The organism is Pseudomonas sp. 9.1(2019) (assembly GCF_009910445.1).
Taxonomy (GTDB): domain Bacteria; phylum Pseudomonadota; class Gammaproteobacteria; order Pseudomonadales; family Pseudomonadaceae; genus Aquipseudomonas; species Aquipseudomonas paraversuta.
This window is the reverse complement of the sequence record NZ_VBWF01000004.1, coordinates 182,837-199,306: the sequence shown is the minus strand read 5'-3', so window position 1 is coordinate 199,306 and position 16,470 is coordinate 182,837. Positions and strand designations below refer to the sequence as shown.

The 16,470-nt window shown below is 60.2% G+C and carries 15 protein-coding genes; 4 read left to right on the top strand and 11 right to left on the bottom strand.

All coding sequences use genetic code 11. The features are described 5' to 3' along the window. Position 1 precedes the first annotated feature (1 nt). Complete coding sequence (locus FEZ21_RS05485) at positions 2 to 559, bottom strand: DUF2780 domain-containing protein (protein WP_004419500.1); 558 nt, start codon at positions 557 to 559, stop codon at positions 2 to 4. Between the two features lie 387 nt (positions 560 to 946). Here FEZ21_RS05485 and FEZ21_RS05480 point away from each other — a divergent pair, with 387 nt between their 5' ends. Together FEZ21_RS05480 and FEZ21_RS05475 are read left to right on the top strand one after the other, a co-directional pair. Continuing rightward, complete coding sequence (locus FEZ21_RS05480; RefSeq protein ID WP_160626622.1) at positions 947 to 1,579, top strand: RNA polymerase sigma factor; 633 nt, start codon at positions 947 to 949, stop codon at positions 1,577 to 1,579. After that, positions 1,576 to 2,250 (top strand): anti-sigma factor domain-containing protein, encoded by a 675-nt coding sequence (locus FEZ21_RS05475; RefSeq protein WP_160626620.1) that lies wholly within the window; start codon positions 1,576 to 1,578, stop codon positions 2,248 to 2,250. Before FEZ21_RS05480 ends, FEZ21_RS05475 begins: the two co-directional genes overlap by 4 nt. 43 nt (positions 2,251 to 2,293) lie before the next feature. Here the strand turns inward: FEZ21_RS05475 and fdhA are convergent, their stop codons facing one another. The 7 genes from fdhA to glyA form a co-directional block, all read right to left on the bottom strand. Continuing rightward, entirely contained in the window at positions 2,294 to 3,493 is a 1,200-nt protein-coding gene (gene fdhA, locus FEZ21_RS05470) for a formaldehyde dehydrogenase, glutathione-independent (RefSeq protein WP_160626618.1), read from the bottom strand. A gap of 106 nt (positions 3,494 to 3,599) precedes the next feature. Next, positions 3,600 to 4,457, bottom strand: a complete 858-nt coding sequence (gene purU / locus FEZ21_RS05465) for a formyltetrahydrofolate deformylase (protein WP_004419510.1) — start codon at positions 4,455 to 4,457, stop codon at positions 3,600 to 3,602. A 91-nt stretch (positions 4,458 to 4,548) separates the two neighbouring features. Beyond that, on the bottom strand, positions 4,549 to 5,181 hold the full coding sequence (locus FEZ21_RS05460) for a sarcosine oxidase subunit gamma (RefSeq protein ID WP_004419513.1): 633 nt from the start codon (positions 5,179 to 5,181) through the stop codon (positions 4,549 to 4,551). 110 nt (positions 5,182 to 5,291) lie between these two features. Continuing rightward, positions 5,292 to 8,309 carry a sarcosine oxidase subunit alpha gene (locus FEZ21_RS05455; protein WP_160626616.1) on the bottom strand — a complete coding sequence of 1,006 codons (3,018 nt, stop codon included), beginning with the start codon at positions 8,307 to 8,309 and terminating at the stop codon, positions 5,292 to 5,294. Next, positions 8,306 to 8,638, bottom strand: a complete 333-nt coding sequence (locus FEZ21_RS05450; RefSeq protein WP_160626614.1) for a sarcosine oxidase subunit delta — start codon at positions 8,636 to 8,638, stop codon at positions 8,306 to 8,308. The genes FEZ21_RS05455 and FEZ21_RS05450 overlap by 4 nt, the downstream gene beginning before the upstream one ends. Before the next feature lie 14 nt (positions 8,639 to 8,652). Continuing rightward, positions 8,653 to 9,903, bottom strand: coding sequence for a sarcosine oxidase subunit beta (locus FEZ21_RS05445; protein WP_004419522.1), 1,251 nt, complete (start codon positions 9,901 to 9,903; stop codon positions 8,653 to 8,655). A 22-nt stretch (positions 9,904 to 9,925) separates the two neighbouring features. Beyond that, complete coding sequence (glyA, locus tag FEZ21_RS05440) at positions 9,926 to 11,179, bottom strand: serine hydroxymethyltransferase (RefSeq protein WP_127196515.1); 1,254 nt, start codon at positions 11,177 to 11,179, stop codon at positions 9,926 to 9,928. Between the two features lie 291 nt (positions 11,180 to 11,470). On the opposite strand from glyA, the gene FEZ21_RS05435 reads away from it, so the two are divergent. Further along, the gene (locus tag FEZ21_RS05435; protein ID WP_004419528.1) at positions 11,471 to 12,514 is read left to right on the top strand and encodes a low specificity L-threonine aldolase; all 1,044 of its coding nucleotides are present in this window, start codon (positions 11,471 to 11,473) and stop codon (positions 12,512 to 12,514) included. Between the two features lie 82 nt (positions 12,515 to 12,596). Here FEZ21_RS05435 and FEZ21_RS05430 read toward each other — a convergent pair whose 3' ends face one another. The 3 genes from FEZ21_RS05430 to gbcB all read right to left on the bottom strand — a co-directional run bounded on the left by FEZ21_RS05430 (position 12,597) and on the right by gbcB (position 14,402). Further along, a complete protein-coding gene (locus FEZ21_RS05430; protein ID WP_004419530.1) occupies positions 12,597 to 12,899 on the bottom strand; it encodes a cell division protein ZapA in 303 nt (100 codons plus the stop codon). After that, the gene (locus tag FEZ21_RS05425) at positions 12,896 to 13,120 is read right to left on the bottom strand and encodes a hypothetical protein (RefSeq protein WP_004419533.1); all 225 of its coding nucleotides are present in this window, start codon (positions 13,118 to 13,120) and stop codon (positions 12,896 to 12,898) included. The genes FEZ21_RS05430 and FEZ21_RS05425 overlap by 4 nt, the downstream gene beginning before the upstream one ends. 181 nt (positions 13,121 to 13,301) lie before the next feature. Beyond that, entirely contained in the window at positions 13,302 to 14,402 is a 1,101-nt protein-coding gene (gene gbcB, locus FEZ21_RS05420) for a glycine-betaine demethylase subunit GbcB (protein ID WP_004419536.1), read from the bottom strand. 281 nt (positions 14,403 to 14,683) lie between these two features. Here gbcB and gbcA point away from each other — a divergent pair, with 281 nt between their 5' ends. Continuing rightward, positions 14,684 to 15,976, top strand: a complete 1,293-nt coding sequence (gene gbcA / locus FEZ21_RS05415) for a glycine-betaine demethylase subunit GbcA (RefSeq protein ID WP_004419538.1) — start codon at positions 14,684 to 14,686, stop codon at positions 15,974 to 15,976. The last annotated feature ends 494 nt before the right edge of the window (positions 15,977 to 16,470 follow it).

Sequence of the window (16,470 nt, the reverse complement as noted above, 5' to 3'; positions counted from 1 at the left end):
CTTAAACGCCCCAGGCGCTACCCAGTTTGCTCAGCAGCGAAGTGCTGACGTTCTGGCCTTTGAAGTAGTCCAGCAGGACCGGAGCAAACTTGGCGACCATTCCGTCCTGCATGCCCAGCGCAGAGAACGCAGCATCAAGCTGGCTGGTATTGGCCACGTTGCTCACAGCGCTGGTCGCGGTTTCGGACACACCATTGGTCTTGCCCAGCAAACCGCCCAGTTGGCTCAGTTGACCCAGAGCACCGGCGCCAGCCAGTTTGTTAACACCCGGCACTTGCTTGGTCAGCTCGGAATAGTCACTTGAGGTCAGCTGGTTTTTCGCCAGGCTCAACATCGCGCCAACACCGCCAGCCGCCTGCTCGGGTTTGACCCCAAGTTCGTTGACCTTGCTCAGCAACTGTACCGCTTGTGCCGACTTGTCAGTGGTCGCGCCGTTACCGTTGGCGCCCTGCATTTGAGCCGCGACGCCAGCCACATCGCTCAAGCTGAAACCCGCAAACACCGGGCTTGCGGCCACGGTCATAAATGTTGCCAGTGCCACTGCGCTCAACTTTTTCATCGCATCAACCTCTATATCCAAAGAGCCGCGCGTCAATTAACGCGACGGCAAAACTGTGTGTAAGACCCGAAAAACCGGCAGATGTTCCCAAATGCCACTACGGGATCAAACGGCACGCAATCTTAATTGAAAAATTGTTTGCCCGCGCTGCATCCGCTTTGCCTTCGCCTGCGTATATCAAGCACGGACAGACCTTGTTGACCGCCTGCCAACCGACAAGGGCACAGACCATGAAACGCAACTCGATCAGAACCCCGTTGATTGCCAGCCTTCTGAGGCTGGTTGTTGCCGCCAGCAACTGTCGACAAAGTGCTGATGCCTGAATAGTGCATGCCTGCCCGGCCGGTGGGCACCCAGGGTAAGCGGCCGGTCAATGGGAACCCCGCTATGAATGGAATAACTCTATATGCTCAACTAATCTCAACCGACAACTGGCATGGAGCCATCCCCAGTCATGTAGGGAGAACCGGTATTTTAACTGCCAACACCGAGAACCTGAGACAGCTGCTGGCCCAATGCTCGTTGGGCAATCGACGCGCTTTCGAAACCCTTTACCGCAGCGTTGCTCCCAGCTTGCACAGCGTAGCCCTGCGTTGCATGGGCCGACGCGACCTTGCTGAAGAAGTGGTGCAGGAAAGCTTTGTGCGTATCTGGCACAACGCCTCACGTTATGAAGCTCATTTGTCGGCGCCATTGACCTGGATGATCACCATCACCCGCAACCTGGCCATCGACCAACTGCGCAAACACCGGGAGTTGCCGTTAAGCGATCTGCAACAGAACGCCGTGGCCGATGACACCCCGGGCGCCGATGAGCAACTGGACAGCGCCCGCTCCTCCCGTGCCCTCAATCATTGCCTTGAGCAACTGGACGGCATGCAGCGCCAGACCATTACCATTGCCTACTTCCATGGCTTCAGTGCCAGCGAACTGGCCACGCAACTGGCAGCGCCTCTGGGCACAGTCAAATCCTCGATTCGCCGGGGCATGGAACGTCTGCGCAGGTGCCTCGAATCATGAACTATCAAACTGCCGAGCGGCGCCGGGCTCTGGCTGGCGACTATGCCATTGGCCTGATGCCGCCCACTGCCCGCAAACGTTTTGAACAGCTGCTGCTGGACGACCCGCATTTGCGCGCCGAACTGGCGCAGTGGGACACCCATCTCGCCAGCCTGGCCGAACCCCTGTCTGCGCAGCCCGTACCCGAGCACGTATGGCAGGCCATCGTCTCGCGCATCGAACCACAAAAACTGCATGTGCCGGCCAGGCGTCCGTTCTGGACCTGGCTACGCACGGGGGCTGTGATCTGCTCTTTGCTGATTGCCGTCACCGTGGGCCTGCTCTATACCCGCGACAACGTCCAGTACAAGGCCACCCTGCTCAGCGGCACCGAGCTACCGGGCTTGCGGATCGAAGCTCACACCGACTATCTGCAGGTTCAACCGCTGCAACTGGCAGCCCTCGATGCCGGGCGCAGTCTGGAGTTGTGGGCGATTCCGGTGGATGGCAAGCCTGTATCACTGGGCCTGATCCCCACGGGCGGGGACGGTATGATCGGTCTGAGCAAAAGCCAGCAGCAATTGCTTGGCCCCCATGTTGTGCTGGCCGTGAGTCTTGAGCCCAAGGGCGGCTCAACCACCGGTCAGCCGAGCGGGCCAGTGTTGTACCAGGGCCCGTTGGCTGCGTTGTAAGCATCACTGGCGCAGCGGTTCGCTGCGCCAGTGTGTGCAGGGATCAGACCCCGCTGAACAGTTTGTGCGGATCGATCACAAATTTCTTCGGTACCCCCGCATCAAACTCGCCATAGCCACGCGGAGCATCATCCAGACTGATCACTTCAACGCCGACGATGTCGGCGATTTTGATCCGGTCCCACATGATGGCCTGCATCAGTTGGCGGTTGTACTTCATCACCGGAGTCTGGCCAGTATGGAAACTGTGGGACTTGGCCCAGCCCAGACCAAAGCGAATGCTCAGGCTGCCCATTTTCGCAGCCGCATCCACAGCACCCGGATCTTCGGTCACGTACAGGCCAGGGATACCGATTTTGCCCGCTACCCGCACCACTCCCATCAGAGAGTTGAGTACCGTGGCCGGGGCTTCGTGCTTGACCCCGTCATGCCCATGGCCACGGGCCTCAAAGCCCACCGCATCGACCGCGCAATCCACTTCGGGCTCGCCCAGCAGCTCGGCAATCTGTTCGTGCAGCGGAGTGTCTTTGGACAAATCGGCAATTTCAAAACCCTGGGCCTTGGCGTGCGCCAGACGAATCGGATTGACGTCGCCGACAATCACCACGGCCGCGCCCAACAGTCGCGCCGAAGCCGCCGCTGCCAGACCGACCGGGCCTGCACCGGCGATGTACACCGTGCTGCCAGGGCCGACACCGGCGGTCACGGCACCGTGGTAGCCAGTGGGCAGAATGTCGGAAAGGCAGGTCAGGTCACGGATCTTCTCCATCGCCGCGTCACGGTTCGGCAACTTGAGCAGGTTGAAATCGGCATAGGGCACCAGCACATATTCGGCCTGGCCGCCGACCCAGTCGCCCATGTCCACGTAACCATAAGCGCCGCCGGGACGGGCCGGGTTGACGGTCAGGCACACCCCGGTATTTTGTTCCTTGCAGCTGCGGCAACGGCCGCATGCCACGTTGAAGGGCACCGATACCAGGTCGCCAACTTTCAAATGCTCCACGTCGCGTCCGGCCTCAATCACCTCCCCGGTAATCTCATGCCCCAGCACCAGCCCGGTTTGCGCCGTGGTGCGTCCGCGCACCATGTGCTGGTCGGAACCGCAGATATTGGTCGATACCACTCGCAGGATCACGCCGTGATTGATTTGTTTGCCCTGCGGGTTCTGCATCTTCGGGAAAGGGATGCTTTGCACTTCCACCTGGCCATTGCCCAGGTACACCACACCGCGATTGTCAGCCATCGAGTTCACCCTTGTTGTTATTTGAGGGCAGTTGCACGCGGCAAGCTAAAAGCCGCAAGCAGTCTGCTGTGACTTGCAGCTTGCAGCTTAGAACGGGCTGCTGCGGTTACAGCACCACCGTACGACCTCCATTTAGGAAAACGCGCCGCTCGATGTGATACCCCACGCCCCGGGCCAGGGTTTGCGCCTCGATGTCGCGGCCCTTGGCGATCAGGTCTTCGGGGTAATGGCTGTGATCCACCACCTCGACCCCCTGGGCGATGATCGGGCCTTCATCCAGGTCGTTGTTGATGTAGTGCGCAGTGGCGCCCACCAGCTTGACCCCCTTCTCGTAAGCCTGGTGATAGGGCTTGGCGCCTTTGAAACCGGGCAGCAGCGAGTGATGGATATTGATCGCCTTGCCGTCCAGTTTGCGACACAGCTCAGGCGACAGCACTTGCATGTAGCGGGCGAGAATCACCAGCTCGGCGCCGGTGTCTTCGATCACTTGCCAGACCTTCGCCTCCTGCGCCGGTTTGTCGGCGGGGTTGAGGGCGAAGTGGTGGTAAGGAATGCCATGCCATTGGGCCAGCGGCTCAAGGTCCGGGTGATTGGACACCACGGCCACCACATCCATCGACAACTGGCCGATGCGCTGGCGGTAGAGCAAGTCGTTAAGGCAGTGGTCGGCTTTGGACACCATGATCAGCACTTTGGGCCGGTAGTGAGGCGGGGTCAGCTCGAACCTCATGCCAAAGGCTTCGCCGCGTTCGGCCAGGCCGGCGCGGAATTCGTGCTCGTCGAAGCCATCGGGCTGGCGGAACTCGACACGAATGAAAAACCGTCCGCAACGCTGGTCATCGAACGAATGGTGCTCGGTGACATAGCAGCGGTGCTCAAACAGATAACGCGTCACCGCATCCACCGTACCCAACAGGCTGGGGCAGTCAGCGGTGAGAATCCAGGTATCCGGGGCGCGGCTCATGGGGGGGTTCCTTGTAATTGTGTGGAATGGCGTAACCCTTGTGGGAGCTGGCAAGCCAGCTCCCACAATCAGTTATGTGATCGCGCGTTGCTCAGGCCTCGACACTCAGCCCGTATTGCGCCGCTGCGTCCTGCAACCATAACCACCAATAGTCCGAAAAGCTGCGCCGGATCAGCAGTTCCCAGGTGTCTTCGCCGGTATGGCGGATGACCAGCTGCGATTTGGCGAACACCGTACCCACGGCCTTGCCCACCGGGAAGTTGTCGGGGTGCACGTCATAGCTGGTGGACTTCATCAGCACTTCACGCACGTTGGGCCCGCTCAGCTCCAGCAGTTGCTGGCCGCCACTGACATTGACCACCGAAATATGCAGCCCCGCCAGCGCTGCGCGCAGGGCTTGTTCCACAGCGAATTCCTGGCCACCGGGCACAATCAGCAGCCACTCGTCCGGGCCCATCCATTGCAGCGATGTCTGATCCTTGGCCACCAGGCTCAAGGCCACCGGCAATTCCAGGCCCAGGGCCTTGTGCACACCTTCGGCAAAGGCCGGGTCTTTGGCGTCGCCACGCAGGGTCAGATGCCCCAGAAGTTTTTTCTCGCGCACGATGACACCGGGATTTTTACGGCCTTTGCCAATCAGCCCGGCGAGGTTGGCGTGGTGTAACGATGACTCGGCTTTCGCGCCCGAGTCAGGGCGTTGTTGGTACACGTTGGCTGTGGTCATGAATCACCCGTTCGCAATGTTATGTAGGATCGACCGCTATCGCTGGCAAGCCAGCTCCCACACTTGCAATGCAACCCATGTGGGAGCTGGCTGCCAGCGATGGTCTTGATTCAAATATTCTGCCGTTCGCCCTTGGGGTCGAAGAACACCGAAGACACGATTTCAGCCTCGATCACGCTGCCGTCCGCCAACGGTGCGAACACCCGCTCGCCCATGCGCTTGAGGCCGCCTTTGACCACGCCCATGGCAAACGAGTAACCCAGCGAGCCGCAGGTGTAGCTGGAGGTCACATGACCGACCATGCTCATCGGGATCGCCTGCTTGGTGTCGAACACCAGCTGTGCGCCTTCAGGCAGCCATTTGGTCGGGTCCACCGGCTTGAGGCCCACCAGTTGTTTGCGCTGATCACGCACACAGTCTTCACGGTTCATCCCGCGCCAGCCGATCCATGAAAATGCTTTGGTGCGGCCCACACACCAGCCCATGTTCAGGTCGTCAGGGGTCATGGAACCGTCGGTGTCCTGACCGACGATGATGAAACCCTTCTCGGCCCGCAGCACGTGCATGGTCTCGGTGCCATACGGGGTGAGGTTGTACTGCTTGCCCGCCTCGACAATTTTTTCCAGCACGCCCATGGCGTAGTCAGCCTGGATGTTGACTTCATACGACAGCTCGCCGGTGAACGAGATACGGAACACCCGCGCCGGTACGCCGCCCACCAGACCTTCCTTCCAGGTCATGAACGGGAAAGCCTCACGGTCCAGGTCGATGTCGGTCACTTCGCTCAGCAGCTTGCGGCTGTTGGGGCCGGACAGGGTCAGGGTCGCGTAATGGTCGGTGACCGAGGTGAAGTACACCTTAAGCTCCGGCCACTCGGTCTGTTGATAGATCTCCAGCCATTGCAGTACCCGGGCCGCACCGCCGGTGGTGGTGGTCATCACAAAATGGTTGTCGGCCAGGCAGGCGGTCACGCCATCGTCGAACACCATGCCGTCTTCTTTGCACATCAGGCCGTAGCGGGCCTTGCCCACATCGAGCTTGGTCCAGGCGTTGGTGTAGATGCGGTTGAGGAACTCCCGGGCATCCGGGCCCTGAATGTCGATCTTGCCGAGGGTGGAAGCATCCAGAATGCCGACGCTGTCACGCACCGCCTGGCACTCGCGCTTGACCGCCGCGTGCAGATCTTCGCCATTGCGCGGGAAGTACCACGGGCGCTTCCACTGGCCGACGTCTTCAAATTCGGCACCTTGCTTGACGTGCCAGCTCTGCAGCGCGGTGTAGCGCACCGGCTCGAAGATGTGCCCGCAATGGCGGCCCGCCACCGCGCCGAATGTGACCGGCGTGTAGTTGGGGCGGAACATCGTGGTGCCCATTTGCGGGATGGTCACGTTCAGCGAACGCGCCGCAATGGCCAGCCCGTTGACGTTGCCCAGCTTGCCCTGGTCAGTGCCAAAACCCAGGGCGGTGTAGCGTTTGACGTGTTCCACCGACTCGAAGCCTTCACGGGTGGCCAGTTCAATGGCCGCTGCAGTGACGTCGTTTTGCAGGTCGACGAATTGCTTCGGCGCCCGTGCGGTGGCTTTTTCGTGGGGCACCTGAAACAGCGCCAGGGTGGCTTCTTCATGATGGTTCAGGGCTTTGGGCAACACGCCCTCAACCGGCTTGAACCCGGCTTCACTGGCCGCCCGAACGCCTCCTTCAAAGCCATCGGCCAGGCTGTCGCCGAGCTTGTAGACGCCATTGATGCCGCCCACGCAGACGCGTTTCTGCGGCGCTTCGCCGGGAACAAAGCCGAGAATGTCTTCACGCCAGGTCGGCTTGCCACCCAGGTGCGAGGCCAGGTGCACCACCGGGCTGTAGCCGCCGGAGGTCGCAACCAGATCACACTCCAGCCATTCGCCAGGGCTGGCGACGCTGTGTTGTTTAAGGTCAATCGCCGCCACACGGGCACCGATTACATGTTTGCTGCCGCGGGTTTCGATCACCGCGCTGCCGGTCAGAATCCGGATGCCTTTGGCCCGTGCCTCTTCGACCAGTGCACCGCGGGGATTGCTGCGGGCATCGGCAATGGCCACCACTTGCTGACTGGCGTCGAGCCAGTCCAGCGCCACGCGATAGGCATGGTCGTTGTTGGTGCTCAGCACCAGTTTTTTACCCGGAGCCACGCCGTAGCGGCGCACATAGGTCGACACCGCACCCGCAAGCATATTGCCCGGCACGTCGTTGTTGCCATACACCAGCGGCCGCTCGCACGCGCCGGTGGCCAGCACCACGCGCTTGGCCCGTACCCGATGGATGCGCTGACGCACCTGGCCGATGGGTGCGCGGTCGCCAAGGTGGTCGGTAAGGCGCTCGTGAATGGTCAGGAAATTGTGGTCGTGATAGCCGTTCACCGTGGCCCGTGGCAGCAGCAACACGTCCGGCAGCGCCTTGAGGGCCGCAATCACCCCGGCTACCCACTCCATCGCCGGTTTGCCGTCCAGGCTTTCGCGGCTGTCCAGCAGGCTGCCGCCGAACTCTTCCTGTTCATCGGCCACTATCACCCGTGCGCCGCTGCGCGCTGCTGCCAGGGCGGCGGCCAGTCCGGCCGGGCCGGCACCGACGATCAGCACATCGCAATGGTGGTTCATGTAGTCGTAGGTATCGGGGTCGTTCTGGGTTGGCGAACGCCCCAGCCCCGCCGCCTTGCGGATGTATTTCTCGTAAGTCATCCAGAACGACTGCGGGTACATGAAGGTTTTGTAGTAAAAGCCGGGCGGCATCAGCTTGCCGCCAACCTTGCCCAAAATCCCCATCACGTCATTGTTGACGTTGGGCCAGCCGTTGGTGCTGGTGGCCACCAGCCCTTGATACAGCGCCTGTTGTGTGGCGCGCACGTTGGGGATCTGGGTGGCTTCGGTGGCGCCGATTTGCAGCACCGCATTGGGCTCTTCGGCACCGGCGGCAAAAATGCCCCGCGGCCGGGAATATTTAAAGCTGCGACCGATCACGTCGACGCCGTTGGCCAGCAAGGCAGCGGCCAGGCTGTCGCCTTCGTAGCCTTTGTACTGTTGCCCGTTAAAGGTGAAGGTCAGCACTTTGTTGCGATCGACGCGGCCGCCGTTAGGCAAGCGGTGGGTCTGGCTCATACCTTTTCTCCCAGCTCGCGAGTGGCCGTGGTGGTCAGTGGTGCAGCCTGTTCGGTGAACTGCGGCTTGCTGCCGATCAGGTAGGTTTCAAGAATTTCATAGGTCAGGGTATTGCGGGTCGCGTTGAAAAACTGGCGACAGCCGGCCACGTGGTTCCACAACTCGTGGTGCAGGCCACGGGGGTTGTCGCGAAAGAACATGTAGTCGCCCCACTCGGCATCGGTGCAGGAGCCAGGGTCGAGCGGACGCGGAATGTGGGCCTGGCCACTGGCGTGAAATTCCTCTTCGGAACGCAGCTCGCCGCAATGGGGACAGAAGATGTGCAACATGGGTGATTCTCCTGTTAGTGGGCGACAGCGGCAGCGCCGTGTTCGTCGATCAGGGCGCCGTTGTGGAACCGGTCAATGGAAAACGGGGCAGCCAGCGGGTGCATTTCGCCTTTGGCCAGGCTGGCGGCAAACACGTTGCCCGAGCCCGGTGTGGCCTTGAACCCGCCCGTGCCCCAACCGCAGTTGAAGAACAGGTTCGGCACCGGAGTTTTGGAGATGATCGGGCAGGCGTCCGGCGTGGTATCGACGATGCCGCCCCACTGGCGGTTCATGCGCACCCGGGACAACACCGGGAACATCTCGACGATGGCCTGAATGGTGTGTTCGATCACCGGGTACGAGCCGCGCTGGCCATAGCCGTTGTAGCCGTCGATACCGGCACCGATCACCAGGTCGCCCTTGTCGGACTGGCTGATATAGCCGTGCACGGCGTTGGACATGATCACGCTGTCGATAATCGGCTTGATCGGCTCCGACACCAGTGCCTGCAGCGGGTGCGATTCAATCGGCAGACGGAAGCCGGCCTGGCGTGCCATGTGCCCGGAATTACCGGCCGTGACCACGCCTACGCGCTTGGCACCGATAAAACCTTTACTGGTTTCGACGCCGATGCACACCCCGTTTTCCTTGCGAAAGCCCAGCACTTCGGTTTGCTGGATCAAGTCCACCCCCAGCGCATCGGCGGCCCGGGCAAAGCCCCAGGCCACGGCGTCATGCCGGGCCACGCCGCCACGTCGTTGCACGGTGGCGCCCATCACCGGGTAGCGGGTGTTTTTTGAACAGTCCAGGTACGGAATTTCGTCTGCCACCTGTTTCGCATTCAGCAACTCGCCGTCCACCCCGTTGAGGCGGTTGGCGCTGACCCGGCGCTCGGAATCGCGGATGTCTTGCAGGGTATGGCACAGGTTGTATACCCCGCGCTGGGAGAACATGACGTTGTAGTTCAGATCCTGGGACAGGCCTTCCCACAGCTTCATCGCGTGTTCGTAGAGATGCGCCGACTCGTCCCACAAATAGTTGGAACGCACGATGGTGGTGTTGCGCGCCGTGTTGCCACCCCCCAGCCAGCCCTTTTCCACCACCGCTACATTGGTAATGCCGTGCTCCTTGGCCAGATAGTAAGCAGTGGCCAGGCCGTGGCCGCCACCGCCGACAATGATCACGTCGTAAACCTTTTTCGGGGTCGGCGTGCGCCACATCTTCTGCCAGTTTTCGTGGTGGCTGAGGGAGTGTTTGAAGAGGCCGAAGCCTGAATACCGTTGCATAGGGATTACTCCAAAACCGCGCTCAGCGATAAACCGGGAAGTCTTTGCACAGTGCCGTTACCTGGCGCGCCACATCAGCCTCGATATCGGCATCGCCGAGGTGATCGAGGATGTCGCAGATCCAGCCGGCCAGCTCCGTACATTGCGCCACTTTGAAACCGCGGGTGGTGACCGCCGGGGTACCGATGCGCAGGCCCGAAGTCACGAAGGGGGATTGCGGATCGTTGGGCACGGCGTTTTTGTTGACCGTGATATGGGCCCGGCCCAGGGCTGCATCGGCGTCTTTGCCGGTCAGGCCCTGACGGATCAGGCTGAGCAGAAACAGGTGATTGTCGGTGCCGCCCGAAACCACGTCGTAACCGCGCTTCACAAACACCTCGGCCATCGCCCGGGCGTTGTCGATCACCTGTTGTTGATAGGCTTTGAAGCCGGGTTCCAGGGCTTCCTTGAAACACACGGCCTTGGCGGCGATCACGTGCATCAACGGCCCGCCCTGGCCGCCGGGGAACACCGCCGAGTTGAATTTTTTCTCCAGCGCTTCGTTGGCCCTGGCCAGAATCAGACCGCCACGTGGCCCGCGCAGGGTTTTGTGGGTGGTGGTGGTCACAACGTCAGCGTACGGCAGCGGGTTCGGGTACAGGCCCGCCGCCACCAGACCGGCCACGTGGGCCATGTCGACAAACAGGTAAGCCCCCACCTTGTCGGCGATCTGCCGGAAGCGCGGAAAATCGAGAAACTTGGAGTAAGCCGAGAACCCGGCAATGATCATCTTCGGCTGGTGCTCAACGGCCAGACGCTCGACTTCGTCGTAGTCGATCAGGCCGGTGGCGGTGTCGATGCCGTATTGCACGGCGTTGTACAACTTGCCGGAAAAACTCACGCTGGCGCCGTGGGTCAAATGACCGCCGTGGGCCAGGCTCATGCCCAGCACGGTGTCCCCGGCATTGAGCAACGCCAGATACACCGCTGCGTTGGCCTGGCTGCCGGAGTGCGGTTGCACGTTGGCGTAATCGGCACCGAACAGTTGTTTGGCACGGTCGATGGCCAGCTGCTCGACTTTATCCACATGCTCGCAGCCGCCGTAATAACGCTTGCCGGGGTAGCCTTCGGCGTACTTGTTGGTCAGGCCGCTGCCCTGGGCTTGCATCACGCGCCGACTGGTGTAGTTCTCGGAGGCAATCAGTTCGATGTGATCTTCCTGACGCTGGTCTTCGGCATTCATGGCCGCTAACAAGGCATCGTCGTAGCCCTGAATCTGATCCTGCTTGCTGAACATTGCGTTCTCCCAGCGCCAGCGCGCCTTTGGTCTCGGTTAGGGCTTGCCCTTTGAGCCAGATGGTAGAGCTGGCGCCCCCGGATCAAATGCCTATGGACGCCACACAAAGGTGCGTTTACGACATGGGACAAAAGCGGGTATCACTCATGCCCTGTGGGAGCCGGCTTGCCGGCGATACCTGATCTGCCATCGCCGGCAAGCCGGCTCCCACAAGAAGTCTGTCGAGCATTCTGTGCACCCGCCGGATTCTTGGATAAAGTGCAGCACGATCTTCGACCATGGAACCGGGAAATGACTGACAAGAGCCAACAATTCGCCAGCGACAACTACTCCGGTATCTGTCCCGAAGTCTGGGCCACCATGGAGCTGGCCAACCACGGCCACCAGCGTTCCTATGGTGATGACGAGTGGACGCTGCGCGCCGCCAACGATTTCCGCAAACTGTTTGAAACCGATTGCGAGGTGTACTTCGCCTTCAACGGCACCGCTGCCAACTCACTGGCCCTGTCGTCGTTGTGCCAGAGTTTCCACAGCGTGATCTGCTCCGAGACCGCCCACGTCGAAACCGACGAATGCGGTGCCCCGGAGTTCTTCTCCAACGGCTCCAAGCTGCTGCTCGCCCGTACTGAAAACGGCAAGATCACCCCCGAGTCGATCCGCGAAATCGCCCTCAAGCGCAAAGACATTCACTACCCCAAGCCGCGGGTCGTCACCATCACCCAGGCCACCGAAGTCGGCAGCGTGTATCGCCCGGAAGAAATCCGCGCCATCAGCGCTACCTGCAAGGAGCTGGGCCTGCTGTTGCACATGGACGGCGCCCGCTTCTCCAACGCCTGCGCGTTTCTGGGGTGCACGCCTGCGGAACTGAGCTGGAAGGCCGGGGTTGATGTGCTGTGCTTTGGCGGGACCAAAAACGGCATGGCGGTGGGCGAAGCGATTCTGTTCTTTGATCACGCCCTGGCAGTGGATTTTGACTATCGCTGCAAACAGGCCGGGCAACTGGCGTCGAAAATGCGTTTTCTGTCAGCCCCCTGGGTCGGCTTGCTGGAAAACGACGCCTGGCTCAAACATTCACGCCACGCCAACCACTGCGCACAATTGCTGAGCCAGCTGGTCAGTGACATTCCGGGGGTTGAGCTGATGTTTCCGGTGGAAGCCAACGGCGTGTTCCTGCAACTGTCGGAACCGGCTGTGGCAGCGCTGACAGCCAGGGGCTGGCGCTTTTACACCTTTATCGGCAAGGGCGGCGCACGCTTCATGTGCTCGTGGGACACCGAAGAGGCGCGGGTGCGGGAACTGGCTGCGGATATCCGCGAAGTGATGGGCGCAAATTAATGCAGGGGCGAGCTTGCTCGCGAGCTTCTAACAGCTCACGAACAAGCTCGCGCCCACAGAAGATGATTGTTTTTTGCGAGACTCAGGATTGCCCGAGAGTCCGCTCAATCACTTCGACCGTGGCGCTGACTTGCTCTTGATAACGGTCGATTTCCTGTTTGTGCTGCTGTTTGAGTTCAATCTGTTGTGAACACAGATTCAACGCGGCCAGCACCAGCAACTTGTCCCCGATCAAGCTCGGGTACTTTCTTTTCGTATCGGCCAAGGCAGTGTTCAACATCACCGATGCGGCCACCAGGGTTTGCAGCTCCCCCACAGGCGCCTTGATCGAATAGTCGTTGCCCAGAATCGAGACGACTTTTATTCCGTCTCTGTCTTCGCTCATGCGCTGACAGTGCTCGCACGTTCAACCAGTGCCTGGATGCGTGCAGCGGTTGCACCTTGCTTCTCTTCCTGTTCCATCAGGCTCAGTTGCAGGCTTTCGTTGTCGTCTTTGGCCTGGGCCAGTTCAGCGTTCAGCGCAGCGTTGGTGTCCAACAGCTCCTGCTTTTGTTGAACCAGGTCGCTGACCAGTTGTTCCAGTTTGCTAAGGGATGATTCCATCATGGTGGTGATCTCAAGCTGTTTTCAGAGGGCGCGTACGATAAAGAAAAGTCACCGGCTAAGCTAGCGGCAACCGGCCTTTAAGCCCCCTAAAGACTGTGGTTTCCAATCTTTGTTCCCGTCCTCCCCCAAACACCCACTGTGGGAGCGAGCTGTGGTTTTAAAAAGCTCGCTCCTACAGGTATCAGAATTCAATCCGCACATCGCCCTTGGGTACGCTGCAGCAAGACAAGATGTAGCCTTCTGCCACGTCTTCGTCAGTGATGCCGCCGTTGTGCTCCATCTCGACTTCGCCGCCCAGCTTCAACACCTTGCACGTGCCACAAATGCCCATGCCGCAGGCTTTGGGAATCAACAGCCCCAGCTTGGCTGCCGCAGCGTGTACGGTTTCGGCCGGGCCCACGCGGATACTTTTGCCCGACGCGGTGAACTCCACCTGGTTGAGGTCCGCCAGATCCAGCTCCGGCGCATCTGCCGCCTGTTCGGCCTGCTCCACCGCATCGGCCCGGGCCTCGGGCGGGGTCGCACCAAAAGACTCTTCGTGGTACCGGCTCATGTCAAAACCGTTGGCTTCCAGCAGCCGCTTGACCGCGCTCATGTAAGGCGTGGGGCCGCAACAGAACACCTCGCGCTCCATGAAGTCGGGCGCCATCAGCTCCAGCATCTTGTGATTCAAATAGCCGCGGTAGCCGGCCCAGGGCTCGCCCAGGCCGTGCTTCTCGCAGATCAGGTGCAGGCTGAAGTTGTCGATGCGCGAAGCCATGTGCTCCAGCTCGCGGTGATAAATGATGTCTTTCGGTGAACGGGCGCTGTGGATAAACACCATGTCGACATTGGCGTTGGTGTCGTAAAACCAGCGCGCCATGGACATCACCGGGGTAATGCCGACCCCGCCGCTCAGATACAGCACCTTGGGGCTCGGCGCGTCGATGGCGTTGAACAGCCCGACCGGGCCGTGTACCGCCAGCTCCTGGCCCTCACTCAAGGTGTCGTGCAGCCAGTTGGAGACGCGCCCGCCCGGCACGCGCTTGATGGTCACCGAAAAGCTGTACGGCACCGAAGGCGAACTGGAAATGGTGTACGAGCGCATCACCGGATCGCCGTCGATTTCCAGCTCCAGGGTCACGAACTGCCCCGGCTTGAAAAAGAACAGGATCGGCTGGTCAGCCATAAAGCAGAAGGTGCGCACATCCCAGGTTTCCTGAATCACTTTGACGCAGCGCACGATGTGTCGGCCGTTGGCCCAGGTCTGGGTGGTTACCGGATTCAGAAAGCTGTTGGACATGGGCTTCTCCACGGCCGACAACCGGCCTCTTGCTGGCGATTCTGCGCATGCCCCGGGGCGGCCATTTACCTATTCGCGACATTCACATACTTATCGCGACCAGCCCCTTGAAACAGGGGCTGGCGCGTCGGGAACAGATTGGGCCATGTCGCCCGCAGATATGGCATCGGCCCGGCCGGAACGCACACTCATCGCCACTGATAGCGTTAATTGCTTTGCCTTGCGTCGCACCCCTGAGCAGCTACTTTCGGCCACATAGAATGGCCATGAGGATTACAACGATGGACATCACCGCAACCCTGAGCCTGGGCGATCCACTGGAACCCGCACGCAAGGCCACCGCCGAGATGTTGCAGAGCCGTGAGCGTACTTTTTCGCTGCCGCAGCCGTTTTATAACGACGAGCGCCTGTTCGAAATCGACATGCAGGAGATCTTTCAGAAGGAGTGGCTGATTGCAGGCATGACCTGCGAGATCCCGACCAAGGGCAATTATCTGACCCTGCAAGTGGGCAACAACCCGATCATCGTGATTCGCGGTGCCGAGGGTCAGGTCCATGCATTCCATAACGTATGCCGGCATCGCGGCTCGCGGCTATGCACTTCCGAGAAGGGCAAGGTTGCCAAGCTGGTGTGCCATTACCACCAGTGGACCTATGAGCTCGATGGCCGCCTGCTGTTTGCCGGCACCGAGATGGGCGCCGACTTTGACATGAAGCAATACGGCCTCAAGCCGGTGAATGTCAAAACCGCAGGTGGCTACATCTTTATCAGCCTGGCCGAAAACCCGCCCGCAATCGACGAGTTCCTGGCCACCCTGAACCACTACATGGAACCCTACGACATGGAAAACACCAAGGTGGCGATTCATACCACCCTGGTGGAAAAGGCCAACTGGAAGCTGGTGCTGGAAAACAACCGCGAGTGTTATCACTGCAACGCGTCGCACCCGGAGCTGCTGAAAACCCTGCTGGAATGGGACGACGTCACCGATCCCCGGGCCGATCAGGCCTTCAAGGACCATGTGGCGGCTTCGGCAGCGGCCTGGGATGCGGAAAAAATCCCCTACGCCCACGCCAGCTTCGGCCTGCGCAACCGCATCGTGCGCATGCCGCTGCTCAAGGGCACGGTATCCATGACCCTGGATGGCAAACAGGGCTGCGCAAAACTCATGGGGCGGATTAAAAACCCGGACCTGGGCTCGATGCGCATCCTGCACCTGCCGCACTCGTGGAACCACTGCATGGGCGACCACATCATCGTCTTTACCGTGTGGCCGATCAGCGCCCAGGAAACCATGGTCACCACCAAGTGGCTGGTGCACAAGGATGCAGTAGAAGGCGTGGACTACGACGTGGAGCGCATGCGCAACGTGTGGGACGCCACCAACAACCAGGACCGGCGCCTGGCTGAAGAGAACCAGCGCGGCATCAACTCCGTGGCCTATCAGCCGGGGCCGTACTCACAAACCTATGAGTTCGGCGTGGTCAACTTCGTCGACTGGTACAGCGAGCGCCTGTTGAGCAATCTGGGCGCGGAGCCGGCGCCCTACCTCAAAGGCGTGCTCGCCCAGTAACCGTCCGACCATACCTGTAGGAGCGAGCTTGCTCGCGAGCTGTTGAAATCTCGCGAGGCAAGCTCGCTCCTACTGGCTATTTTTTGACCAGCTGGCTACACCCCATACAATCAAAGGCCCGCAGCCCTTCACCAACATCTTATCCACAGTCACACCCACAGCAATTGTGGGGAAGTGGGTAAGTTATCCCGAAAACAGTGATTGGCTATTTTTTGTACAAAACCTTACAGGCCACGGGGTACATGGCCTGCAAGCAACCGCAAACACCTTATCCACATATCCGCCAACAGAGATTGTGCGCAACTTATGCACCGCCCCCCATTACTGTGGAAAACCCTTTAAAGTCCCGATTTTTAAAGGGTTTGAGTGTCGAACAGTGGATAACCGGAGCAATTGAGTGTTTTTTGATCAGAAGCCTGTAAGCCTTGATCCGTATAGCGCTTAGCCGACAGCAAACAACTTATCCACATAAGCGCTAACAGACTTTGTGGGCA